Source organism: Streptomyces sp. NPDC024687, assembly GCF_055559055.1.
In genome coordinates, this window is sequence record NZ_JBVHLJ010000003.1 from 1,022,518 (window position 1) to 1,044,855 (window position 22,338).

The window sequence follows — 22,338 nt, forward strand, 5'->3', positions numbered from 1 at the left end:
GACCGGATCCGTGACCCGCAGGAACAGGAGCGTGAGTTGCGACAGTTCCTCGCAGATCACCGCCTGAACTGTGTCCCACCGCGTCCTGGGGCCCCTGTGTTTCGCTTCCCTGCTCCGGGGGCAAACATCGACTGGGTGCCGGCCGACGGTTTTGAGAAGAAGCTGCCCGATTGGCTGCAGCTGCGGTGCCCGTGAGCTGAGCTGAGCTGAGCTGTGTCTGCGGCGCCGGCTAGGGCGGGACTGGTACCGCTACCCCGAGTACGCGCCCCCTGGTGAAGGCGAACAACCTTGCGCCCCGCAATGGCCGTTCGACCTCACAACTTGCCGAAGACCACTCCACGCCAGGTCCAGCCCGACTTGAGGACGGTGTCGCGCAGGGGATTGACCAGGTCCGCACTGTCGAAGTGGAAGGTCTTCGCTGCTTCGAGGCTGCCTGCGTCGCCTCGGCGGACTGGAGACGGTCCTGCTCGGTCCGCGTGTGTACGCCGACGACATCTTGAGCCTCGGAGGGTTCCCGACGCGCTTGACCTCCCACGCTTCCTCAACGGCGCGTACCTCATGGTCATCGTCGTCCAGGCGCATGCGGATGCGGATGGCGCGCGACAGTTGGGACTGGACGAAGAAGGTCTGCCAGGTCGGCTCGGCCAGTCGCCATTCCGCGACCAGGTCGGCGTCCTCCGGAGCGCCGTCGCGGATGACGTACGGGAGGTCGGGCCGGTTGAGGCCGAGCAGGGCGGCCTGCACTTCCCTGAGGGAGGCCGGCGTGACCCCGTCGGCGGGGTGCTGCGTGCCGGTCAACTTGTCGAAGAGTCCCACGAGGTCAATCTACGGGCTCCGCGGCCACTGATCGTAAGGACATCCGGAAGAGCCCATTGTGGGGCGGGGATTCTCGGTGGATTGCGTGAAATGCTGGTGGTCATTGTGTGTGAATGCGGCTGTGCTTCCGTGGCTCGTTCGGGCGGCTAGACTCCAACGCCGCTGATGTACCACGGTGAGCCCTTCGTGAGTACGGCTACGATGGGACGGCCGTACAAGCGTTGGATGCGGTAACCCCTGAGAGTTTCGGGCGACAACTCCGCCCACGGTAAGCAGAGTTGGCTTGTCGGGCGATTGTTGTTTAGATGATCACGCAAGTTCGCCCGCAATCGAATACTCACGGGGGTCTTTATGAAGACGCATATTCTGTCTGCCCGGCATGCAGCCGTCGCGCTCACTTGCGCCGTTGCGCTCGGGTCGCTCACGGCCTGCAATGGCGACAGTGATACCGCGAAGTCCGCAGCCGGATCCACCCCGTCCAAGGGCGCGGAAGCCAGTCCCGCCGCCAAGTCGAACGGGATCGACAAGCTCTCCGTGCAGGAGATCTACAACACGGGCATGAAGACCAATGCCGCGGCGGGATCCTTTCGCGAGAAGATGGAGCGCGACGGCAACGAGAGTGATCTGAGGCTCTCCGCCACGGAATGTGTGGGTACCGTCGAGATTTCGGAGAAGGGCTCCTTCGAGATCATCCGCAAGGGCAACGACATCTGGGCCAAGGCCGACTCGACGTTCGCCAAGGGAATGAACTCGGCGCTCGGCAAGACCGCTTTCTCCACCGGCAAGTGGACCCATGGGACACCGAGCAACGCGTTGATGGCGAAGCTCGCCAGCTGGTGTCACCAGGAGCAGTTCACTGCCCCCGACACGCTCGATGCCGGCAGCAAGGCGACCAAGGGCAAGGTGACCACGGTGGACGGTCAGGAGGCTGTGGCGGTCGTACTGGCGGAAAAGGGTGAGTCCGTCACGTGGTACGTGGCGACCACCGGTAAGCCGTACTTCATCAAGCAGGACAGCACCCGAGACGACATGCAGGACCTCACGGACTCCGACTTCGGGAAGCCGGTGGGTGCGAAGGCGCCCGCCGGACCGGTCGTGGAGGCGCCGACCGTCTGATCTCCGGTGAGCGGCCGACGGCCCGGCGGCAGGTACCCGCCGGGCCGTCAGCCGCTCACTCTCCCGTCCCACAGTGCGGCCAACAGTGGGCCCCCGAAAGGAAGATCCGGTATCTTTCGGCCTGCTGATTGGCATGTCCTTGCCTGGGTCGCCGAGCGCGAGCTTCGGCCGGAGTGGGCACCTCACGTCGTACGGATGCGACGAAATCCGTGGTCGAGTGAGCGAACCGGGCATGTCCACCACTTTCACAACGGGGATGGGACAAGGGATGAGTACTCCCTTCGATACGCCGCAGCACAGCGGATCCACTCGGACGAGGCTGAACTCCGTGCCCGCAGAGGGCGGTAGCGGGAGCGGCGGTGGCGGTACCAACGTCGACACCCAGCGCCTCGACGAGGCAGCCAACGCCCTCGTCGAGCTCCGCGGTGCCACCGAGAACGCCGACAACGGCGCCGACGACGACTGCCTGAGCGCCTCCCGGGGGCTGAACAAGCACAGTGCCGGGGGCATGGCCGAGGCGGGTTCCTGGGCCACCGCCGGTTCCCTGGTGACCATGGACGTCCGTTGGGGCTCCCAGGTCATCAACCTCAAGAGCCTGCTCCAGGACATCAGCGACAAGCTCCACACCACCTCCGGCCACTACACCAGCACCGAGCAGGAGGAGCAGGCCCGGCAGCGCTCGCTCGGCACGCCCTTCGGGTGAGCTGGGCCGCCCGGGCCGCTGTCGTAGTACCGGCCGGGCGAGCCCATCGAGTCGGACCGGAACCCCCTCACAAGGAGCAGTCGCACATGGTGTCCATCCCCTATCTCGACAAGGCCGACCTCGGCCCGCTGGCCGACGCCGCCTCCTCCTGGAAGGCGCTGCCGGCCAAGTACGACGCGTTGCAGCGGGAGTTCGAGCAGCGGGTCATCAACCACCTCAAGGGCCACTGGGAGGGTGACGCCGCCGAGGCTGCCTTCGTCACCATGGACAAGGCCCGTACGGAGTACGAGAACGCCGCCACCGAGGCGGAGCGCATCGCCAAGCTGCTGCTGGACGCGCACGGCGAATTCACCGCCTCTCAGAAGCAGTTGCACGCCCTGCTCGACGAGGCCCGCAACGACCACTACAAGGTGTACGACGACGGCCGCGTCGAGGACGTCGACTCGCGCTGGGACAGCCCGACCGCCTCCGCCTCGCCGGGCTTCGCCGAGGAACGCAAGAAGAAGCTGGACTCGCTCGTCTCCCGGCTGACGCGGGTCCTGGAGGTGGCCACCGCCGCGGACGAGGCCGCCAGTTCGGCCCTGGAACGCGACGCCAACGGCGACAGCCAGTCCTTCAACACCAGCGTCTACACCACCCTCGACTCCGTCGAGGCCGACCAGGCCGCCGCCCTGATGAACAAGAAGGGCCGCCTCTCCGACGCCGAGATCACCAAGCTCAACCTGCTCCTCTCCGCCAACAAGAACGACCCCGAGTTCTCGAGGGACTTCGCGGTCAAGACCGGTGGCGAGAACATGCTGAGCAAGTACAACGAGCTCATGAGCCCGCCGGCCGGGACCACGCTCTCCAAAGCGCAGCTGGCCCAACTCAAGGAGCTCAAGGCGAACTTGGGCACCACCATCGGAACGGCGACCACGTCGGACGATCACCGCAAGGGCGGCCCCGACCCGGAGATCACCAAGTTCCAGAACGACCTGCTCAAGGCGGGCCAGCGCGACTTCAACGCCAACCCCACCGAGTCGCCGTACGGCCTCAGCGGCTACCAGCTCACCAGCAGCCTGATGAGCGAGGGCAAGTGGGACAAGGACTTCCTCCAGGACTACGGCGACGCACTGATCACCGCGGAGAAGAACGGCGCCAACGCGGGGCAGAACCCGGACGCCTACTGGGGGTACCCGCGCACGCTGGGCACGACCAACATCGGGGCGCTCGACCCGATGGCCGGGTACATGGACGCCCTGGGGCACAACCCGGAGGCCTCCACCGAGTTCCTCACCTCGGACGCCACCATCGACGGTGAGAAGGTCGATCACCTGGACTACCTGCTGAAGGACCGGCACTGGCCCGAAGGTCCCGGCTACACGGGTGACTCCGGCAACCCCAGTGGTTACAACAACCTCGGTCATGCCTTGGAATCCGCCACCTCAGGCCGCCCCTTCGACAGCGACGGAGCCCCGGTCAAGCACACGGCCGATCGCGCGGCTCTGATGAACGAACTCGTCGGCACCATCGGCGGCGATCCCGGTCTGATCAGTGGCTCTCCCAGGGACGAAATGCGGGACAGCCTGGGCAACATGACGGCCGAGTACATGGCTGACGTCCAGGCCGCGTTCGGGAACGAACAGGGCACGATCAAGCCCTTTGGCGAACCCGTCAATCCCCCCAAGGGGTTCGAGACTGGCACGCTCGTGCCCTTTCTTGCGAACGTCGGGCGCGACCCGGATGCCTACGTCGCGATCAGCGAGTCCTCGCAGGCCAACACCGCCATCTGGATGCAGGAGGTGGCGAAGCAGCATCCCGGCTACGACGAGATGACCCCCGCGATGGAGAATGTGGCTCATCCGGGCGGCGTCGTGGCCGGTATTCTCAGCGACGCCCGCGATCAGGCGATCTTCGAGGAGCACTCGGCGTCTGACAAGGACTTCAACGATGCCGTGGCGACAGGCGACAAGTGGGCCGGACGTGGTCTGGGCATGGCGGTCGGCGCGGCGACGGGAGCGGCCGCTCCGATCGTCGGGACTATCGCGGGTTGGGCCGTCGAGGACATCCAGGCGATGGTGGTGGACCAGGTCCAGCAGGACACCACCGACGAAGCCCAGAAAGAGGCGTACGCCAGGTACGCGGAAGGAAGGGCGGCCTTGCGGGACTCCACTGCGGATTCACTCCGCGAAGCCATCAGGAACTCGGGGGTGGATATGTCCCCTCAGAAGCTCGACACACTGGCCGAGTCCGCGGCGCGGGCGGCGGACGACGGTCACACCACGGGGGCGACGTGGAACTCTTCCGGGAGCGGGCGGTGATGTCGACAGTGCTGAATACTCGTAAGCCGGGTGTCGCCCGCGGACCTCGGCAGGGTCTGAGGGCGTTGGCTGCTGTCACTATGGCCGTTCTGGTCGCAGCCGGATGCAGCGGCCAGGGTGGCGACGAGGATGACCGCAGCACCTCGGTGTGTGACGGCAAGCTCAAGGGCCAGGTCTTCGCAACGCTTGTCGGTGACAGCGGCGCCGTCTCGGAGAAGACCAGCAAGTTCTCTCCCACGAAGTGGACGGCTGCCGGGAGATGTGAGCTCTATGGGAAAGAGGACTCTGTCCGGATCGACTATCTCTGGCACTCGGACGACCTTGACGATCTCGACAGGTACCGGTCGCCCAGCGCCTCCACTGTCAAGTCGTTCAAGGTCGACTCGGCCGTCGGGTACGTGGAGAAGAACCGTGCGTTCGTCGCCATCCCCTGCGCCTTCGAGGGGCGGGGCGTGAGCGAGCACGAACTGCTCGAAGTCGAGGTGGCGAACATGCCACCGACCCGGACGCTCGACAACGGGCAGCGAGAGACGTTCGCCTCCGCCGCGACCATCGCGGCACGTTACCTGGGTGGCGAGGTCTTCAAGTGCTCCGCAGTCCAGTCCGGCGCGGATTCTGGTTCAGCGTCTCCGAGTCCCTCGGGCAGCTGAGAACACAGACGGGAATTGCTTCCAGTGAAGTGGGACCAATCGGCACTGTTCCGGGGAGACGTGAAGCGTCGGCTGATCAGTTCCGCGCTGACACTGGCCGTCCTGGGGGCCGGGTACTACGGATTCCAACTCCAGTACCCGGCCGCCAAGACCGCGCGGGTGTGCAGTGGGATGCTTCCGGTCGACCCGGTGCTGAGCCTCGCGGGGAAGTCGAAACTCTCCCTGCTCGGCTTGGGCTTCCACGTCTCCAGTAGGCAGTTCGACGTCTCCAGCGATGTGACGGAGCCACCCGGCCTGGCGACGACGTGCGATGTCGACGGCGTCGTCATATCGATCGAGACCGCGTCCGGTGCTCACAACGCATACGGGTTCTATTCCTTCCAGCGTGACCAGGACTCCTTTCCCGTACCTCTGGACGCGGGTTGGCAAGGATTCATGGTCACCGACGAGGACGAGGCCACGGCGTCGGTACTTCTCAGCTGCAGGAACTGGACGCCGGACGAAGGCAGCGGAATCCTCGTGGTGGGCGAGTCGCCCTACGGCAGCGAGCCCACAAAGGCCGTCCGGCTCGACCTCGCCCGTACGGTGACCGGGGCAGCCCAGCGTGCCGCAGAGAAAACCGGTTGTGCGACGGAACCGGGAAACTCGGGCAAGATCACCCCTCCTGCTGCCGAAGCCACGACCGTGCGGGCGAGCGATGCCACGGGGACCTGCAAGGGGATGACGTCCGTGACGAAGGTGCGGGAAACCGCCGCTGGAACGTCACCGGCCGAAGAGTGTCTACTCGTCGGCGGCCTGCAACTTGCCGCAGCATACGGTCCCTTCAGCGATGCTTCCAAGGCTGTGGTCAACGGTAAGTACGGCGGTCACGACACTCCCTCGGGAACCGACGAATACACGGCCTGGACGTCAGCCACCTGCCAAGGCGCCCCGGGCATCGGTTACTACCGCGCTTCGCCGGTCGAGGGCAGCGACCGGAAGTTCACCTCGGACGCGCTCACGAAAAAGGAGCGCGCCGATCTGGAGCACTTCGCGGAGCAGTCGGCGGCCCGCCATGGGTGCGCCGCACCAACGGGGCTGCCCGCTTGAGTGACGGACGTTGAATCACAGGCGCTGCGGGGGATTACCGCCGGCCGGGTTCGATCTGCTCGCGGATCCGGGTCAGCGCGTCGAAGCGGTCGGCTCCTTTGCCGCTCACCTGGCCCCAGGGGCCGACGGCGTCATCGTGAAGTCGTGGTTCTCGTCCTCCCAGCGCAGGATCGCGGACGCCTGATGGTCGCCGTTGTAGGCGGTGACATCAAAACGGGGGTGACCGCGTAGCCGCTCATCGGTTTCGGGGCCGAGGCCCACCCGCGAAGCCGAAAGAAGTGGTGCCATCTGACACGGAGTTGACTCCGTCCCTCCTTCGTGTGCTGACACGTGACTCTTCGCTCGCTCTCGTGTTGCGGAAGTGCACGTCGAAGTCTCGTGGAGAGAGGAAGTGGGGAGCGGCGCATGTCTGGTGACTTCTACTTGGATCCGCAGGAAGTGGCGCGGCTGGCCGGCGCGTTCGAGACGCGGGGCTATGACCTGGCGAGTGCGGTCAGGGCATTTGAGCGTACGACGGGGGCGGAGCAGATCCACGATGGTTTCGGGTTTCTGACGGAGTCCGCAGAGGTCACGTCGGCCTACGTGGACTTGGCCGCCGGGATGGTCGAATCGTTGGGGAACCTGGCTCGCAGCTTTGAGGAGCTGAACCAGGCTCTCAAGGACAACGCGAAGAATTCCGAAGCGGCGGACGAGGCTCTTGCCGGGCTGTTCAAGGGTGGGAAGCCGTGAGTGAGGAGAGCGTCGCCGAGAAGATCTACGAAGCGGGGATCGAGGTGGTCAATCCCGGCGGCCGTCCCGATGTGCTGCGTGCGGCGGCCAAGGGGTGGCGCACGATGGGGGAGGAGCTGGAGGAGGCGTACGGCGCGCTCGACAGGAGGGTGCGGGGCGTTCTCGGTGAGCATTGGCGGGGGGAATCCGCCGAGGCGTTCCGAGAGTACTGGGAGAAGGTCGGAAGAGCGGTCGAGGAGACCGCGCCGCTTTTCGAGCAGGCGGCGAAGGGACTTGAGGAGGCTGCCGACAACATCGAGGAGATCAATGACGAGATTCATCAGATCTACCTCGAGATCGGTGTCTCGATCGCGGCGTCCGTCGCGCTGTCCTTCGTCACGGTCGGGTTCTCGGCGGCGGCGGGAGCTGCGAATGCCATGCGGCTGGCGGCGCAGGCGGCGAATGCCGCGTCGAAGCTGGGGCGGCTGCTCGGTGCTGCCGCGCGTTTGTTCCGCTACGTCCGAGGGTTGGTGAGGAACCGCGCGCCGTTGCGGCTGGCTGTCGAGTTGGGTGTGCAGTGGGCGGCGGGGACGGGCACGGGCATCGCCACCAACCTGGCCATGGGCAAGGACGCCGAGCTCGCCAACAACGCGGTCAACGGAGTTGTGGGAGCGCTGGGTGGGATGTACGGAACCGGTTTGTTGGCTCAAAGGCTGGGCGGAGGTGCGTGGGCCAGCGCCGCTGACGGTGCGACGGTGGGGGCCGCCTCGTCGGTCGTCGGTGACGCCCTGAACAACCTTCACAGTCGGGATCGGTTCGATGCCTCTCAGATGGCCCTCGGAGCCGTGGCCGGAGGGTTGACCGGGGGCTCCGGGAGCGCTGCTGTCCACCGAGCCACGGATGGACGGACGCTCTCCGCGGCGCACCAACTCGTAGGGGATGTGGCCACCAATGCTCCCATCAGCTTCGGACTGGGGGCAGGAGGCAACATGTCCAAGGACGTCGACGGGCTCGTCAACGGCAATCCCAATGCGGAGCAAGGCAAGGACAGGCCCGGGGCGGTCGCCGACGCAAAAAGGGATGCGGAAGACGACGCCGGCGCCCTGCGGAGACGGCCCGACCCCAAGAGGTATGGAGCGTTCGGGTGAGCAGTAAATGGACCATGGACAAGGACGCGAGCGGTGCAGCCGACGTCATCGGCCTTCGTCCATTCCTCAGCTGGGGGAAGTTCGTTGCCGCAGCCGCTCCACTCGCCCTCGCGGCGTTGACCGCCGCGTGGCTCTCTCTGGGAGCCACGACGTTGCGCGTAGTCGTCACGTGGTTTTCGCTGGTGCTGTTGGCCGCATGTGTGGTGATCCTGGGCGTGGCGGTGCTGTGTGGGTGTGGCCCGTCCCGTCGCGAGACGTACCGGTGGGGTGTGCGGATCCTTTCGACGAGCCCTGGCTGCCGGGAGGACACCGTGCCGTCGAGGCTGGGTGGTACGCGCTGGCCGTCGGCACGCTTCGCCGGTGCGATGGTCGCCGTTCCCACGATGTTGGCTCTCTGGGTGACGCTCGCCGTCGTCGATGCGCGCGGAACCGGCACGAGTGCCGTACTGGCCGAGGCCGGTGCGGTGATCGAGGAGCGTCCCGTTGTGAAGGTCGAGAACGAGGTTGCCGACAGTCGTCACAGCACGGCCGATGCCACAGCGGACTTCACCGTTCTGCTTCCGTCGCCGACCGGTGAGGGTGTGCCTGTGAGCTTCGAGGCGACCACGAACTACCGCCGGGAAGTCGGCAGCGAGCTCTACGTGGCCTACGTCCCCCACCGCCCCGAACTGGGCGCCATCGGTGACGACCAGCGGGAAGACGTGGAGCGCCAACTCGCTGGGCGAGCCGTACAGTTCGGTGATTCGTGGACGATCGGTGGTTTTTGGGCGTTGGCGACTCTCGGTCCGCTCGGCTACTGGTGGAAGAACGAGAGCCTGCGTCGACCAAGGCGCGCCGTCGGCCCCGACTGGAAGGCGCTGCGCGTCTCCGTCACCGGAACCGGCGAGCACATCGACGCGCCGCCGCCCGGCAGTCCGGAGGCGGCCGACGAGAAGAAGCGTCGGGAGAACACCCGCAGACTGCACTGTTTGGTGCTGGAGGGCCGTGGGCGGCAGGTTCCCTTCCACTCCCAGATGGCCGGCGAAGACGCCGGGGTCGCCCTGACCGGCGTACAAGGCTGGCTGCTCTGGCATCCCCAACAGCGCCGTGGCAAAGACGTGTTGGCCGAACTCGTCGGTGACGACGGCTGGCAGTTGCCGGGTGCCGTCCCGGTCCAGGTGGCTGAGCAGGTCGAGGAGGCGGGTGTGATGGAACCCGCCCGACCGGACCCCGAGCGGCGGGTCCAGACCCTGGACCTCGGCGCCGGTTGGCTCGTGACCGCGTCCGCACCGGTGGTCGTGGGGTTCGCTGTGGCCCTGGGGTGCCTCACGGCGTTGCTGCTCGTCCCGGACAGTGGCGCTTGGCGGGTGTGGTCGGCGGTGGCAGGCGTCTTGGCGCCCCTGGCCGGTCTCACCGTCCAGGCCGTGGCGAGGATGGACCACGGTGACGGAGACACGGCGGAGGGTTGAGAGACGACGGTGAACAGGCTCTCTCTCATCGGCCGCACCGGAGGAAGGAAGGCCGGCCCCGGCAGACACTGACCCGCCGAGCCGCCCCGACCCGCCGGCCCGACCCGCGCAGTACGCTCCCGCCGCCCGTGTACCGGCGGCCGGAGCCTACTGCGCAGCAACAGCCCCTCCGTCAGTCGGCGGTCGGGAGGGCCACCAGCGTGTACGGCGTCTCCCCGTAGACGACCGAGGGGTTCGGCTCGGACACGTAGAGGCGGTCCTCGTGCCAGTAGGGCCGGGCCGATATCGACATGCCCGTGCGGACGTCCTCCGGGTACTGGACGACGGTCTTCATCGCTCCGTCCTTCGCGCCGAACTCCACCAGCTCGGGGCCCTTGTCGTTGTCATTGGTGGTTTTGTAGGCCAGGATCCGATCACCACCGGCCGCGGGCAACGGATAGAACGACCTGAACTCGACCGCGTCGGTCTTCCACAGCTCCTTGCCGCTGTTGAGGTCGTAGGCGGCCAGCAGCTCCTTGCTCTTCTCGCCGCTCACGCCGATGACGAAGGTGTCTCCGAAGACGCCCGCCTCCGACCAGGGGCCGCCCAGTGAGTCCTGGGTCATGACGTACTCGGACGGTGTGGCGGGGGAGAACCGGCTGCGCACCTTGCCCGTCTCGTCGTCGAGGGAGAAGAGCGCGTCGCCGTCGTCGCCGTGCCGGAGCAGGACGACGGGAGAGGTCGAGATGACGTCGCGGCCCTCGATCTCGCCGAAGCTGTCCTTGGGGACCTTGTGGTGATACGTCCAACGGGCCCGCCCGGTGACCGGGTCGATCAGCGAGACCTCGTCCCAGTTCTGACCCCAGTCGGGGTCGTCGAAGTCGCTGATGTGGCAGCCACGGACCCGGATCAGGGCCTTGCCGCCGGTGAACTCACCGCTGGGGCAGTCCTGCGTCGCGAACTTCTTCGGGTCCCAGGCCGTCGTGCCGTCGGCGGCCTTCAGAGCGAGCGTCACCTTCGCGGCGTTGACGACGACCACCTCGCCGGCCCGGGCGACCGACACCTTGTCCTTCGATGTGGTGTCACCGGGCTTGAGGTCCTTGTTCCAGAGCTCCTTGCCGGTGCCGAGGTCGTAGGCCACGAGGTGGTCGCAGGCCTTGCCCTCGCCGTAGGCGACGATCCCGATGTCGCCGGAGGAGTTCTCGGGCGCTACGCACGCCTCGCTGCTGTCGCCGGGCAGCGCCGTGGCCCACACCTGCTTGCCGGTGTCGAGGTCGTACGCCTTCACGCCGTTCGGCAGCGTCTGGACCACCGCCTTGTCGGTGAACCAGGTGCCCCGCGTCTTCGCCCCGAGGACCGCGTCGACGTCCTCGCCCCGCTGCTTGGCGGCCACACTCCACAGCACGTTGTTGCTCGCCGAGCCCACCAGCATGTACCAGGCCCCGAAACCGGCCCCGCACAGCACGAGCACGGCCATGACGAGCAGCACGATCATCCCGACCGGCTTCTTCCGCGTGTTCCCGGGCTGGCCCGGGCCGCCGGGGCCGCCCGGGCCGGGATACCCGTACGGCTGCGGGGGCTGGGGCGGGAACCCGTACCCCTGTTGCCCGGGGTGCTGGGGATGGCCGTAGCCCTGCGGGACCCCGTGCCCCGGCGGGGGCGCCTGCCGCGGCCCGCCGTACCCATAGCCGTACGGCCCAGACGGCGGACCCTGCGGCGGCGGACCCTGCGGTGGCGCCCCTTGCGCCGGTACCGGCGGCTGCTGCGGATACGCATACCCCTGCGGAGGAACGGGCGGAGGAACCGGCGGCGGCTGCTGCCCGTACGGCCCGGCGCCCCCCTGGCTGCCGTCTGCGCTCATCAGCTGTTGCTCCTCACGTAACTCGCCCAGGCGGCCTCGAACTCGCTCTCCCCCATGCCGGTGGCCTTGCGCAACTGCTGGTCGAGACGGCTCGGATGGCGGTACTGGTCGGTGACGAACCGGAGAGCCGCGGCCTCGCCGTTCTTCTCGGCCATGAACCGGATGGCCAGGTAACTGACCGTGTAGTTCGTGGAGACCTCGTCCCCGGCCCCGGGGTCCTCGGGCAGCGAGCCGCTGAACTTCTTGCCGGTGACGCCGTTGCGGATGTTCCACGCGCCGAGCTCGCCGTCGAAGCGGAACGCCACGTAGTCGGCGAAGCCCTCCACGACCCACCAGCGGGTGTTGGACTCGGTGGCGAACCCTCCCGAGGCGGCCTCCAGCGGTTGCACGACGGCGTGCGCGAACTCGTGGTGGGAGATCTCCTGGACGAGCTTCGGCCAGTACGTCGCGTTGGTGAAGCGGCTCCCGGACATGTCCATCTTGACCCGGGCGCCGCCGTATTCCAGGTCCTTCTCGTCGCCGCCGAACCCGGCGTCGAAGGTGGGCATCGCCACGCTCTGGCCGGCCTCCCAGTCGACGGACCGCGAGCCGTACAGGGAGGAGTAGGTCTTGCGGTCGGGTTCGAGGACGGTCACGAAGCCCGTGGGGGTCTCGGTGTCCTCGGGACCCTTCGACTTCCACAGCTCGATGTCGTCCTTCGCCGCCTTCTCGATGTAGGGCGCGTAGCGGTCCGTGTCGGCGGCGTGCTTCTTGTTCGAGATCGTCAGCGTGTGGGCCTTCTTGACGACGTGCATGTCCTCGTAGAGGTCCCAGGGAGCCGGGTAGAACACATAGCTCTTGGCTCCGAAGGCACCGGGCGCGGGACCCACCTTGGTGATCCGCGGCTTGGCGTCCTTCGACGCCCGCTTGATGATCCACCGGTACCACTCGGACACCGGCCGGACGTCCACGTCCTGGATCTTGTGGACGAAGGCGACGTCGAGGGCGACCGAGGCACCGTCGCCGTACTCGTCGGTGCTCGTGCCCGTCGTCTCGAGGATCGAGTACTCGGCCTGTGCGAAGGGGATCTTGCGCAGATTCTCGAAGAGGCTCTTCTGCGTGTCCCTGGCCTCGCCGGTGAAGGGAGCGAGATACGTGTCCTCCGAACCGCTCCGCAACGCCTGGCTCCGGCCGTCCAGCAGCTCCTGGATGTCGTCGGGGCTCAGCAACTGCTCGCCCTGCGCGTTGCCCGCCGCGGTGGGCAACGCGTCGCCGCCGAAGGCCTGGTAGGCGGCAAGTCCGCCGATGCCGAGAACCGCGAGCACGGCCAGGACGACCACGGCGATGACGGCCTTCTTCAGGCCCTTGCCGCCCTGGTCACCGCCGCCTCCGCCGGGAGGCTGCGATTGCGGGTACGGGTACGGCGTGTGGGGCGGCCCCGGCCAACCCGGAGCCGTGGCGGGCGGTTGCGGCGGATGGCCGTAGTGACCTGGCGCGGCCTGGGGCGGGTACGGCACGCCGGCCTGTTGCGGCGGCCACCCGCCCTGCTGCGGTGGATAGGCGCCGCCCGGCCCTCCGGGCGGCGGAGGGTAAGACATGAACTCGGTCCCCCATGAGTCTCGATGATGCGTGGGGGCCCGCAGAGAAATGGAGCATGACGCTCAAGTGATCAACAGTTCCCCCGTAATGCTCATGACACCCTATAAGGGCGTCGCTTCCGGTCAATGCCGCGCGCCCTCGTCCACCGAGGTCTTCGACGCGGCGGAGCCGGATACGCGGCGTCTCACCCCGCCCGAAGCGCGTCCGGCCTCAGCTGTACGGCGTACAGACCCTCGGGGTCACCGACGAGGAGCCGCCCCTCGGGTGTGAGCGAGAGGGCGGTGCACGGTCGCAGCAGGGGCAGGACGCGCACGGTCCCGGAGAGGACGTGCCACAGGTGCAGTTCACCGTCGCTCCAGGCCACGGCGAGCACCGGACCGGCCGGGGCGGGGGCCGCGGCGAGGGCGGTGACCCGATACCGGCGCTGCTGCACCGGGACGGGCATCGGCTCGGCGGAGGACGCCTCCCACAGCCGCACCGAGCCGTCCGACGCGGCACTGAAGGTGAGGGTCAGCCCGTCGGCGGTGTCGACGCAGGTGGCGGCGGTGACCGGATGCTCGTGCACCCGGCAGGTGGGCGGGGCGTCCTGATAATCGCGCAGGGACCACACGTGGACCGTGCCGCCCTGGTCGCCGACGACGGCGTACGGCCCCTGCGGGCCACCGTTGCCGAGCGCGCTGACCTGGGACTCCTCGTCGGCGAGGGCGGCCGCGCCATGGTGCTCGGCGATGTGCCCGAGCACGAACGCCGCGGTCGGGTCGTCCTCGGGCGCGAGCGGCAGCAGCGCGCCGGACCGGTCTAGCAGCAGCACCGAGCGGGCGTCGCGCGGGGCGACGGAGTCCGGCCGTACGAAGGGCAGTGGGAAACCGGCATCCCCACGCACCGCCTCACGGTCTGCCCCATGGTCTGCCCCACGGACCGCCCCAGCGACAGCCTCGGCCGGTGCACCGCTGTCCACCTCGTACGTCCGTGACCGCCCCGTGGCATCGGTCGCCAGCACCCGTCGCTCCTCGCCCGGCACCAGGGCGAGCGCGCTCACCGCGAGGCCGGGCCGGGCCCACGCCGTGGTCCACCAGTGGCGCTCGGCGAGGGGCTGAAGGTACTCGGCCAGGGCCGGGTCCGTGTCCACGGCGGCGGTGTGCAGCAGGGCGGCCCGTTCGGCGCTGTCGGAGTGATACGCCGTCAGTTCGGGTGCCGCACGCCTCCACACCTCGCGCAGCCGCCCGGGTACGGGGATGCGCTCGTCGGCGAGGAGGGCGGTGAGCGCGGCGGCCGAGCCGTGGACCAGGAAGCCGGGGTCGGTCAACAGGTCGCGCACGGCGGCCCCTTGGTCCGCGGTGCGCAGTGCCGCGTCGAGGATGTGGCGGCGGACCGGGTCGGGCGCACGGGACCAGTCCGGGCGGCCGCCGGAGGTGTGCGGGACCGCAGCGAGGAGCTCCGGGTACGGGGTTCCGCCGCCCTGGAGGTCCGTGTACGGCGTCCCGCCGCCCAGCTCGATGACCTCCGCGCCGTCCCCCGGCAGCAGCTCGCGGTCGCCCACCTCGACCGCCGCGCGCACATGGGGCAGGGACAGCAGCGGCTCCAGCACCTCGGCGACCAGGGTCTCCGGTGCCGCCGCCGACAGATCCGCGGGGCCCGCCCCTGCCCGGTGCAGGTCGGGTACGAGGAGCAGCAACGGACGCTCGTCCAGGGCCACTTGGTCCAGCAGACGGGCCGGGGACTGGGGGCCGTAACCGAGCTGGCGCCCCAGTTCCCAGGCGAAGGTCTCGGCGGTCAGCCCCTCGGAGGGGACCGTGGCATGGACCGTGATCCCCGGCCGCTCGACCGTCCCGGCCAGGAACCAGGCGAGCAGACGGCTCTTGCCGCTGCCGCCGGCGCCGCGCACCAGGCACAGCCGGGGCCGGGCCCCGCTGCCGTCGGCCGCCCAGGCGAGCAGTCGCTGCCCGAAGGGTCGGTCGGCCTCGTCGATCGGTGGCCAGGAGGCGATGTCCGCAGTGACGGCACCAACGGTCATGACGTGCTGAATCCCCTCCACCAGGAACCTCGCTTCGCTCTGCTGTGGCTACTGGGTGCCCTGGGCGGCTGCCTCGCGCAGCTGCCGGATGCCCTCCGCGCGGGACTCCGCCGTCTCCCCGTAGGGGAAGTTGTGCGTCAGCTGCGCCTCGGGGAAGACCTGTCCGAGCCACAGCGCGCAGTAGTGGCCCGGCAGGAAGCAGGCCTCCAACTCGGTGTGCACACGCAGCACTTGCTCCGGCTCGACGCCCGCGGCCCGCAGCCGGGCCCACAACCGCTCCTCCGGGTGGACGCCGATGTCGCCGGCCTGCGTGACGATCTGCTTCTCGCCCTGGTCGTTCACGATCTCGAAGGCGGTGAACCACTCCGCGCTCGCGGTGTCCCGGATGTCGTCCAGGACGAGCGGCCACCAGTGCTCCCGCCCCTCGAACGCCCGGGGATCGAGGGTCCGCAGCCGCTGCTCCAGCTCCGCGTACGCGGCGGACGCCTGCTGCGGCTCGTCGGTGCCGAGGATCGCGGCGAGGGCTTGGTCGAGCGCGACGAGCGACTGGGCGAACGCCTCCGGAGTGGCGTTCACGAACCTCGACTCCTCGGTCCAGTCGAGGAGTACGGCCCGTACGACCCCCTCGTGATCGGCGCAGATCTCGAACCCGCGGTCGGAGCCGAGCCGCGCCCACTGCCGGCACTCGTCCAGCACGACCGTACGGCCGACGGACTGCGCGAATTCCTGCAGCAGCAGGGGGTCGGACTCGGCCGTCGCGAAGTACGGTCCGACCGCCAGGGGGAGGGCGAGCTGCGCGAGCCGCCGGACGCTCTCGGGGGCGCCGGCCGGGTCGGTGACCGCACCGGTCCCGAACTGCCGGATATCGCTGTCGTTCATCGCCCTACCTCGCCTCGGGTTCGGCGACATATTCGAGAATGTCGTGCCACCGGGAATGACCCACTTCCAGCGCGGCCGGATCGATTTCCCTCATCTGTCCGGTGAGCCGTCGCGCCGCTCCCTCCGGATCGAGCGACTCCAGTTCCGACTCGAAGTCGTAATGGGGACGCTCTTTCTCCAGCAGGTACAGGAAATGGGCGAAAGAATTGATGTCCTTGTTCAGCGGATAGATCTCGGACTCGTCGCCGGGGAGGCAGTAGACGGTCCCGGTAACCCCGTCGAGAGCGATGTCGTCGTACGGGACCATGCCGAGGAGAAGCCAGCCCTCGGCGCCCTCGGGCAGGTCGGTCCACCGCTCGCGCAGGTCGGCGTAGCAGTCGCCGAGCGTCCTCACCTGCTCCGGAGTCCCGTCCACCAGGTCGAACCAGGGATTGGGGCGGGCCGGAATGCCGACGTCACGAAGGAAGCGCGCGCTCGGTTCGTGCTGGATGACCGCCACCACCACGGCGGAATACGTGGTGAGCTCTTCCGGGCCGAACTCGGACTCCAGGGTTGCCCGGTCGATGGGGGGTGTCATCCAGTGACCTGCCTGCCTTGCGAATGAGAGGAGTGCTCGATGCTAGCACGTACGCTATTTGCCCCGGTTCACCTTGAGTCGATCCAGGTAATTCATCATTTCCGCGTTTCCCTGGGCTCTGGATTCCTTTGTGTTTCCGTAATCGATACTGTGGGTGACATCGACGTGTGAAAGTCTTTCCCTCATCCACGCGCTGCAGTTCGGTGCGGACGAACAGGGGGCTCGTTCCGTGTACAGCTCGGTCATGCGACCGCCCGCCCCGTCCCGGAGGACCGGGAAGCCGATCATGCGCTCGGAGTGACGGAATCCCGAACTGCGCGCGACCAGGATGAAGTCGCCGTCGTCCTGCTTGTTGCTGTTGAGGCGCGCCGCGGCGTAGTTGTTGCTCTCGAACTTGTCCTGCCCGTTGACCTGCTTGTGATTGCCGTAGCTCTTGTCCGAGTGGCGGGCCAGTTGGACGGCCTGGGACAGCGGCGTGCTCCCGAGTTCCACCTGGGTCGAATTGCTGAGAGGACGCGGCCGCTCCTTGCCCTGGAGCTTGAGGTTCGCCTCGCCCGGCAGCGGTCGTCCGGCGTTGTCGCCGTCGAGCCGCAGGCCGATGCGGTCCCGGTCCTCCTGGTTCAGCTTGTCGGTCCCGCCGTCCGTCCTCAGCCGCTTGAGCGTTCCGTCGTCCCCCATGAGGTACATGGGCGTCTTGCCGTCATTGCCCTTCTGGAGCTGCTTGAGGGACAAGGCGGTCTCGTCGTCGTTGTCCCGGTGGCGCTTGGCCATCTGCTTCAGGCCGCCGGTCATGTTCTCGTCGAGGTGCGAGGCGGACCGCTTGACGCCCTTCTCGATGCCGTCGATGACCTGGTCCAGCATGGCGTTGGCGGCGTCGGCGATCGCGTCCTTGCCCTTGGTGCGGCCGTGCGTGGACTTGGCGCGCGACAGCTTGCCGCCCGCCCCGTCGCGGATCTTGCCGCCCGCGCCCTTGAGCTGCGTGCCGGCCCGGTCGTAGGACTCCAGGTCCATGCTGAACTGGCCGCCGCCACCGCCCGAACTGCCCGAGCCGCCTCCGCCGTCCGCGCCGGCCAGCTGCATCGACCCGCCGGAGCTCCCGCCCGCACTCGCGAGCTGCATGCCGCCCGACTTCGCGGCGTCGACGCCCTCGCCGAAGCCCTCCCGGCCCGACTTCGCGGTCTGGCCGAGGTCGACACCGTGCTGGGTGCCGAGCGCGTTGCCGCCGATCTGGACCACCAGGTCTCCGGCCATGTTGCCGAGCGCCTGGTAGACCGGGCCCATCGCGACGTCCATCACGCGCGAGACGACCTCTTCGCAGACCTCTTCGAAGATGCGCTTGACCGCGATCCGGGTGGCCTGGGTCCCCGCGATGCCGCCCAGTGTCGACAGGCCCAGGGTGACGGGGGCCGCGGCGATCGCCGCCACGATCTCGGCCGCCAGGATGCCCAGTTGCACGATGGCCGCCAGCTTGGCGCCCTCGATCAGCACGGCCACCCCGTCCAGCGCGGTCGCCGCCATCCGCCCCGCCTCGGCGAGGTTGGTCAGGTGCGTGCCCTTGACGAGGTCCCAGTGCTTCTCCAGCGCCTGGATCGCCAGACCCTCGTTGGTCCCGATCAGATCGGCGATCGCCGCATGGGCGTCGGCGGCTCCGTCGTCGATGTCGTCGGCGAACTCCCGCATGGCCTGGGCCATGTCGCGGTAGTCGTCCTCGTCGACATTGGGCCAGCTGATGCCTATCAGGTCCAGGGCCGCATCCAGCTCGCTCGGCAGGACAACACCCACAAGGGCCCCCGTTCGAAAGTTACTTCGAAGAACTTAACTTTGAACGAATCGTGGAACAAGTTGACGCTGACTCACATGACCGGATCTGGAGCCCAGTTGGCGCAGACCTTCCTCCCGCACGGTGGCCGCCGGGGGCGGAAATCCGTCGCGCCCGTGCGGGGGAAGCCGTTAGCCTCCGCGAGAGCGTGGAGGGCCGCGCGACCGCGAGGGGAGCCGGGCATGGGGAACGACCGCATACGCACCGACCGTCTGGGTGTACTGCTGGACCAGTTCGACTGCGTCAGGGAGCGGGCGCAGGTACGGCTGGAAGGGCTCGGCGACGAGGAGTTCCTGTGGGAGCCGGTGCCCGGCTGCTGGTCGATCCGGCGCCGGAGCGAGGCGGTGACCCCAAGGGCGTACGGTCCCGGCGAGTGGCTGCTCGACCAGGGTGCCCCGGACATCCCGGCGGGGGAGTACGCCGAGGTCGCCCGGCAGGCCGCCGACGGCATGAGCGTCGCCAAGATCGCCGAGGACTGGAGCGTCAGCGTCGAACGGGTCGAGGAGGTCCTCGCCCACACCGGCCCGGTGGATCCCGACGTCAGCCCGGTCACGACCATCGCGTGGCGACTCGGCCACCTGCACTCCTGTTTCGCGGGCGAGTGGGAGTGGACCTTCGGTGAACGCCGTACGGACCCCAAGCAGTTGGTCGACTTCACGCCCTCGGCCGCTCTTGCCCTCGACCGGTTCTGGTCACTGCTCGACCGCTGGCGCGAGGACGTCGGCAAGGTGACGGAGGAACAGCTCGACACGGTCGGCTTCTCGCAGTACCCCTACGGCTCCGCCCCCGACGACCCGTACATCGCCGTGCTGTGGGGATCCAACCTGGAACTCATCCACCACATGGCGGAGATCTCGCTGCTCCGCGACTTGTGGCAGGCCCGGTTCTAGGCTGCCGGACAGCGGCGGTGACGCCGCCACGTCCGTGTCCCGGCGTGCCGTATCGGCCGCGCACCGGTCGTTCCCGGATGCCACGGTGTGCCGCAGGCTGTGGCCGTGAACGCGATCGCACGGGAGCCTGAAAGCCGACGGGGAAAGTCTCGTGGATGTTCTGTGGACGAGTCGTTCCCGGATCGGTTGGCGCCGACCGCCCCCGCGACATCGTCGACCGGGTTTTGAGAGTCTGTCGATCGTCATCGTCAACGGCATCGACAGTTGGACGGCCATGAATCACAGCAGCCAGGAATGGGCCTCGCAGGCTCAACCGCAGGGGCAGCCGCAGTACCCACCGCAGACCCCGAACCCGCACGGGCAGGCGCACGCTCCGGCGGAGACCCTCATCGAGGTCCCCAACAAGAGGCTGCACAAGTACGACAAGGTCAAGCCGGGGGAGCAGACCGTCACCATCCGCCAGGCCGGCCCCGGCACGAACGGCGAACCGCTCGCGTACGTCCACGTCCCCCAGGACGCCCCCAAGGGCGGACGCAGTGCCCGGCCGCCGTTCACCGTGAGCGGCCCCGACGGCGAGCCGCTCAGCTCGGTGCGCTCCGTAGGCCCCGGCGTCTACGAGGTCTACGGCGGTGACGGCGCCCCGATCGGCAGGATCACCCGGCGCGGCGGACGGACCCTGCCGTGGCCGCGGCGCGTGCACTGGAGTGTGCAACCCGCTCAGGGCGGCGAACCGCTGGCCGGCGAGGTCGGCACCCGGAAGGCGTGGGCGGTGTTCGTACTGATCTCGCCGCTGTACTTCGTGTGTTGGGCGGTCATGGCCGCGCAGGGCGCGATCTGGCTGCTCCTCGGCGAGAAGGGCGAGGCGAAGAAGGAGGCCGCCTGGGAGATGGAACCCCCGACGTGGACGCGGTGGCGTCACTCGGGTGGGCCGGAAACCGTCATCGAGTACCAGACGGGCCGTAAGTACCGTCTCGCCTCACCCCGGCTGGACCACCGGCTGGCATACGCGCAGGCCGTCCTGCACGTATGGGACCGCGCATAGCATGTGCACGCCACAAATTGGCGACAGCGAACGCCGGTAGGTAGGCCGAAAGTTACTGCTCCGATAGTCTGACCGGCGATCACCGATCACGCTACGGGGAGGCACACGGCGATGGCGGATTTCCAGATCAATGTCGATCGTATGAAGACCCTGATCAACAGGTTGGACCAGGTGGACGACCGCATGCGCGGCGCCCAGGAGCGGCTGAACAAGGTCGGTCCCAAGGGTCTGGGCACGGACGGTCTCGACAACGCCTGCGACGGCTTCCAGGACGACTGGGGCGACGGCATCAAGCGGATCGCCGACGGCGCCAAGCAGCTCCACGAAGGCCTGCAGAAGACGCTCGAGTCGTACCAGACGACCGACCAGGATTTGCAGAAGGGCTTCAGTCAGAAGTAGCCCGTACCACCGCTCCGACAATTCGTACACGCACAGGCATACGCACACAACGGGGAGAAGACGATGGGGATGTTCGACGATGCCGGCTGGCCCGGGCTGACGTTCAACCCGGCCAAGGGCGACCTGCACACGATCGAGTCGCTGGCGTACGACGTCAAGACGGTCGGCGACGAGCTCGACGAGATGCGCGAGATGCTCGTCGGCATCGGCAAGACGGACGGGATCTGGGACGGCGAGGCCGCCAAGAAGTTCCAGGACAAGGTCGGCGAACTGCCCAAGTACCTTCAGCAGGGCCACGAGTCGATGAACGCCTGCTCCAGGGCGCTCAAGGGCTGGCACGACGAACTCGAGACCATGCAGCGCCAGGCCAAGAACCTCGAGGAGCGTGCGGTCGAGGCCCGCAAGCGGCTCGACCAGAAGAACGACGACGTCGAACGGGTCAACGTCAAGATCGAGGGCGCGCAGTTCCAGCAGCTCACCGAGCAGCAGGCCAAGGCCCTCTCGGAGGAGGCCGACTCCGCCACGCGCGCGGCCCAGGACGCCGCGACCGACCTCAAGCTCCTCATCCAGAACGCCGAGGCACTGCGCAAGTACTGGGAAGAACAGGCCGCGAAGGCCGAGAAGGCCATCCGCGAGGCCGCCAGGAACCGGCCGCCGGACATCAGCATCTGGGACAAGATCACGAGTGGCCTGAAGGGCGCCTGGGACGGCTTCAAGAACTTCCTGATCGACAACGCGGACCTGTTCTCGACGATCTCCGCCGCGCTCGCCGCCGCCGCCATCGTCGTCAACGTCATCCCGGTCGGTGGTCAGGTCGCCTCGGCCATCCTGGGCGCGGGTTCGGTGGCGTTCGCCGGCGCGGCGATGGCCGGACACTGGATGGGCGGCGCCCCGATGTGGAAGGTCGGTCTTGACGCGCTCGGTGTGATCCCCGGTGTCGGCGGCGCGGGCAAGGCGCTGTTCTCCGGAGGCAAGGCGCTTTTCACCGGAGCGCGGGAAGCCGGGGCGATCGCCTCCGGCGCCAGGACGATGATGAACCAGATCAAGAACCCCATGAGCACGAAGGTCATCAACTGGGGACTGGGCAAGTTCGGCAAGGCCGTCGACCCGTCGCTCATCACCGGCGGCGTCAAGGGCTTCTCCACCGGCTTCGGCATCGGCCACCTGCTCTTCGGCGGGGACGACGGCGGCAGCAGCCAGCCCGCGGTCTCGACCCAGCCGGCCCCGGCCACCGGCCAGCCCCGGCCCACCCCCGAGGTCACGACGATGCCGTGGCCGGCCTCGGGTGACAAGTTCCACCAGACCCTGGCGGCCTGAGCGTC

The 22,338-nt window shown here is 68.2% G+C and carries 18 protein-coding genes and 1 pseudogene; 12 read left to right on the top strand and 7 right to left on the bottom strand.

Annotated elements, in window-relative coordinates; genetic code table 11:
- Nucleotides 1-314 precede the first annotated feature (314 nt).
- Nucleotides 315-816, bottom strand: a pseudogene (locus tag ACZ39I_RS16500) (hypothetical protein).
- A gap of 351 nt (nt 817-1,167) precedes the next feature.
- On the opposite strand from ACZ39I_RS16500, the gene ACZ39I_RS16505 reads away from it, so the two are divergent.
- The 8 genes from ACZ39I_RS16505 (at nt 1,168) to ACZ39I_RS16540 (ending at nt 9,978) form a co-directional block, all read left to right on the top strand.
- Nucleotides 1,168-1,932, top strand: coding sequence for a hypothetical protein (locus ACZ39I_RS16505; RefSeq protein ID WP_467245062.1), 765 nt, complete (start codon nt 1,168-1,170; stop codon nt 1,930-1,932).
- A gap of 328 nt (nt 1,933-2,260) precedes the next feature.
- Nucleotides 2,261-2,635 carry a hypothetical protein gene (locus tag ACZ39I_RS16510; protein WP_467245063.1) on the top strand — a complete coding sequence of 125 codons (375 nt, stop codon included), beginning with the start codon at nt 2,261-2,263 and terminating at the stop codon, nt 2,633-2,635.
- 86 nt (nt 2,636-2,721) lie between these two features.
- Entirely contained in the window at nt 2,722-4,935 is a 2,214-nt protein-coding gene (locus ACZ39I_RS16515; protein WP_467245064.1) for a DUF6571 family protein, read from the top strand.
- A gap of 80 nt (nt 4,936-5,015) precedes the next feature.
- On the top strand, nt 5,016-5,585 hold the full coding sequence (locus ACZ39I_RS16520) for a hypothetical protein (RefSeq protein WP_467245065.1): 570 nt from the start codon (nt 5,016-5,018) through the stop codon (nt 5,583-5,585).
- Nucleotides 5,586-5,645: 60 nt separating this feature from the next.
- Entirely contained in the window at nt 5,646-6,674 is a 1,029-nt protein-coding gene (locus tag ACZ39I_RS16525) for a hypothetical protein (RefSeq protein WP_467245066.1), read from the top strand.
- A 405-nt stretch (nt 6,675-7,079) separates the two neighbouring features.
- Nucleotides 7,080-7,403, top strand: a complete 324-nt coding sequence (locus ACZ39I_RS16530; protein WP_467245067.1) for a hypothetical protein — start codon at nt 7,080-7,082, stop codon at nt 7,401-7,403.
- Nucleotides 7,400-8,530 carry a WXG100 family type VII secretion target gene (locus ACZ39I_RS16535; protein WP_467245068.1) on the top strand — a complete coding sequence of 377 codons (1,131 nt, stop codon included), beginning with the start codon at nt 7,400-7,402 and terminating at the stop codon, nt 8,528-8,530. The genes ACZ39I_RS16530 and ACZ39I_RS16535 overlap by 4 nt, the downstream gene beginning before the upstream one ends.
- Nucleotides 8,531-8,544: 14 nt before the next feature.
- Nucleotides 8,545-9,978 carry a hypothetical protein gene (locus ACZ39I_RS16540; protein WP_467245069.1) on the top strand — a complete coding sequence of 478 codons (1,434 nt, stop codon included), beginning with the start codon at nt 8,545-8,547 and terminating at the stop codon, nt 9,976-9,978.
- Between the two features lie 172 nt (nt 9,979-10,150).
- Here ACZ39I_RS16540 and ACZ39I_RS16545 read toward each other — a convergent pair whose 3' ends face one another.
- The 6 genes from ACZ39I_RS16545 to ACZ39I_RS16570 form a co-directional block, all read right to left on the bottom strand.
- On the bottom strand, nt 10,151-11,452 hold the full coding sequence (locus ACZ39I_RS16545) for an outer membrane protein assembly factor BamB family protein (RefSeq protein ID WP_467245070.1): 1,302 nt from the start codon (nt 11,450-11,452) through the stop codon (nt 10,151-10,153).
- Between the two features lie 365 nt (nt 11,453-11,817).
- Nucleotides 11,818-13,395: a hypothetical protein gene (locus tag ACZ39I_RS16550; protein WP_467245071.1), complete on the bottom strand. Its 1,578-nt coding sequence runs from the start codon at nt 13,393-13,395 to the stop codon at nt 11,818-11,820.
- A 185-nt stretch (nt 13,396-13,580) separates the two neighbouring features.
- On the bottom strand, nt 13,581-15,410 hold the full coding sequence (locus tag ACZ39I_RS16555; RefSeq protein ID WP_467245072.1) for an ATP-binding protein: 1,830 nt from the start codon (nt 15,408-15,410) through the stop codon (nt 13,581-13,583).
- A 48-nt stretch (nt 15,411-15,458) separates the two neighbouring features.
- Nucleotides 15,459-16,289 (bottom strand): nucleic acid/nucleotide deaminase domain-containing protein, encoded by an 831-nt coding sequence (locus tag ACZ39I_RS16560; RefSeq protein WP_467245073.1) that lies wholly within the window; start codon nt 16,287-16,289, stop codon nt 15,459-15,461.
- A gap of 4 nt (nt 16,290-16,293) precedes the next feature.
- The gene (locus tag ACZ39I_RS16565; protein WP_467245074.1) at nt 16,294-16,866 is read right to left on the bottom strand and encodes an SUKH-4 family immunity protein; all 573 of its coding nucleotides are present in this window, start codon (nt 16,864-16,866) and stop codon (nt 16,294-16,296) included.
- A gap of 54 nt (nt 16,867-16,920) precedes the next feature.
- Nucleotides 16,921-18,648 carry a nucleic acid/nucleotide deaminase domain-containing protein gene (locus ACZ39I_RS16570; protein ID WP_467245075.1) on the bottom strand — a complete coding sequence of 576 codons (1,728 nt, stop codon included), beginning with the start codon at nt 18,646-18,648 and terminating at the stop codon, nt 16,921-16,923.
- Between the two features lie 219 nt (nt 18,649-18,867).
- On the opposite strand from ACZ39I_RS16570, the gene ACZ39I_RS16575 reads away from it, so the two are divergent.
- The 4 genes from ACZ39I_RS16575 to ACZ39I_RS16590 all read left to right on the top strand — a co-directional run bounded on the left by ACZ39I_RS16575 (nt 18,868) and on the right by ACZ39I_RS16590 (nt 22,333).
- Nucleotides 18,868-19,575 carry a DinB family protein gene (locus ACZ39I_RS16575; protein WP_467245076.1) on the top strand — a complete coding sequence of 236 codons (708 nt, stop codon included), beginning with the start codon at nt 18,868-18,870 and terminating at the stop codon, nt 19,573-19,575.
- 274 nt (nt 19,576-19,849) lie between these two features.
- Entirely contained in the window at nt 19,850-20,617 is a 768-nt protein-coding gene (locus ACZ39I_RS16580; protein WP_467245077.1) for a hypothetical protein, read from the top strand.
- A 111-nt stretch (nt 20,618-20,728) separates the two neighbouring features.
- A complete protein-coding gene (locus ACZ39I_RS16585) occupies nt 20,729-21,016 on the top strand; it encodes a hypothetical protein (protein ID WP_467245078.1) in 288 nt (95 codons plus the stop codon).
- 63 nt (nt 21,017-21,079) lie between these two features.
- Nucleotides 21,080-22,333, top strand: a complete 1,254-nt coding sequence (locus ACZ39I_RS16590) for a putative T7SS-secreted protein (protein WP_467245079.1) — start codon at nt 21,080-21,082, stop codon at nt 22,331-22,333.
- Nucleotides 22,334-22,338: the final 5 nt, after the last annotated feature.

Excerpts from the sequence above, each read along its gene's own strand:
- ACZ39I_RS16565 (WP_467245074.1), bottom strand. The coding sequence starts at position 16,866 with ATGACACCCCCCATCGACCGGGCAACCCTGGAGTCCGAGTTCGGCCCG.
- ACZ39I_RS16530 (WP_467245067.1), top strand. The coding sequence starts at position 7,080 with ATGTCTGGTGACTTCTACTTGGATCCGCAGGAAGTGGCGCGGCTGGCC.
- ACZ39I_RS16515 (WP_467245064.1), top strand. The coding sequence starts at position 2,722 with ATGGTGTCCATCCCCTATCTCGACAAGGCCGACCTCGGCCCGCTGGCC.
- ACZ39I_RS16590 (WP_467245079.1), top strand. The coding sequence starts at position 21,080 with ATGGGGATGTTCGACGATGCCGGCTGGCCCGGGCTGACGTTCAACCCG.
- ACZ39I_RS16520 (WP_467245065.1), top strand. The coding sequence starts at position 5,016 with ATGGCCGTTCTGGTCGCAGCCGGATGCAGCGGCCAGGGTGGCGACGAG.
- ACZ39I_RS16555 (WP_467245072.1), bottom strand. The coding sequence starts at position 15,410 with ATGACCGTTGGTGCCGTCACTGCGGACATCGCCTCCTGGCCACCGATC.
- ACZ39I_RS16545 (WP_467245070.1), bottom strand. The coding sequence starts at position 11,452 with ATGATCGTGCTGCTCGTCATGGCCGTGCTCGTGCTGTGCGGGGCCGGT.
- ACZ39I_RS16540 (WP_467245069.1), top strand. The coding sequence starts at position 8,545 with ATGGACAAGGACGCGAGCGGTGCAGCCGACGTCATCGGCCTTCGTCCA.
- ACZ39I_RS16505 (WP_467245062.1), top strand. The coding sequence starts at position 1,168 with ATGAAGACGCATATTCTGTCTGCCCGGCATGCAGCCGTCGCGCTCACT.
- ACZ39I_RS16580 (WP_467245077.1), top strand. The coding sequence starts at position 19,850 with ATGAATCACAGCAGCCAGGAATGGGCCTCGCAGGCTCAACCGCAGGGG.
- ACZ39I_RS16585 (WP_467245078.1), top strand. The coding sequence starts at position 20,729 with ATGGCGGATTTCCAGATCAATGTCGATCGTATGAAGACCCTGATCAAC.
- ACZ39I_RS16550 (WP_467245071.1), bottom strand. The coding sequence starts at position 13,395 with ATGTCTTACCCTCCGCCGCCCGGAGGGCCGGGCGGCGCCTATCCACCG.
- ACZ39I_RS16575 (WP_467245076.1), top strand. The coding sequence starts at position 18,868 with ATGGGGAACGACCGCATACGCACCGACCGTCTGGGTGTACTGCTGGAC.
- ACZ39I_RS16560 (WP_467245073.1), bottom strand. The coding sequence starts at position 16,289 with ATGAACGACAGCGATATCCGGCAGTTCGGGACCGGTGCGGTCACCGAC.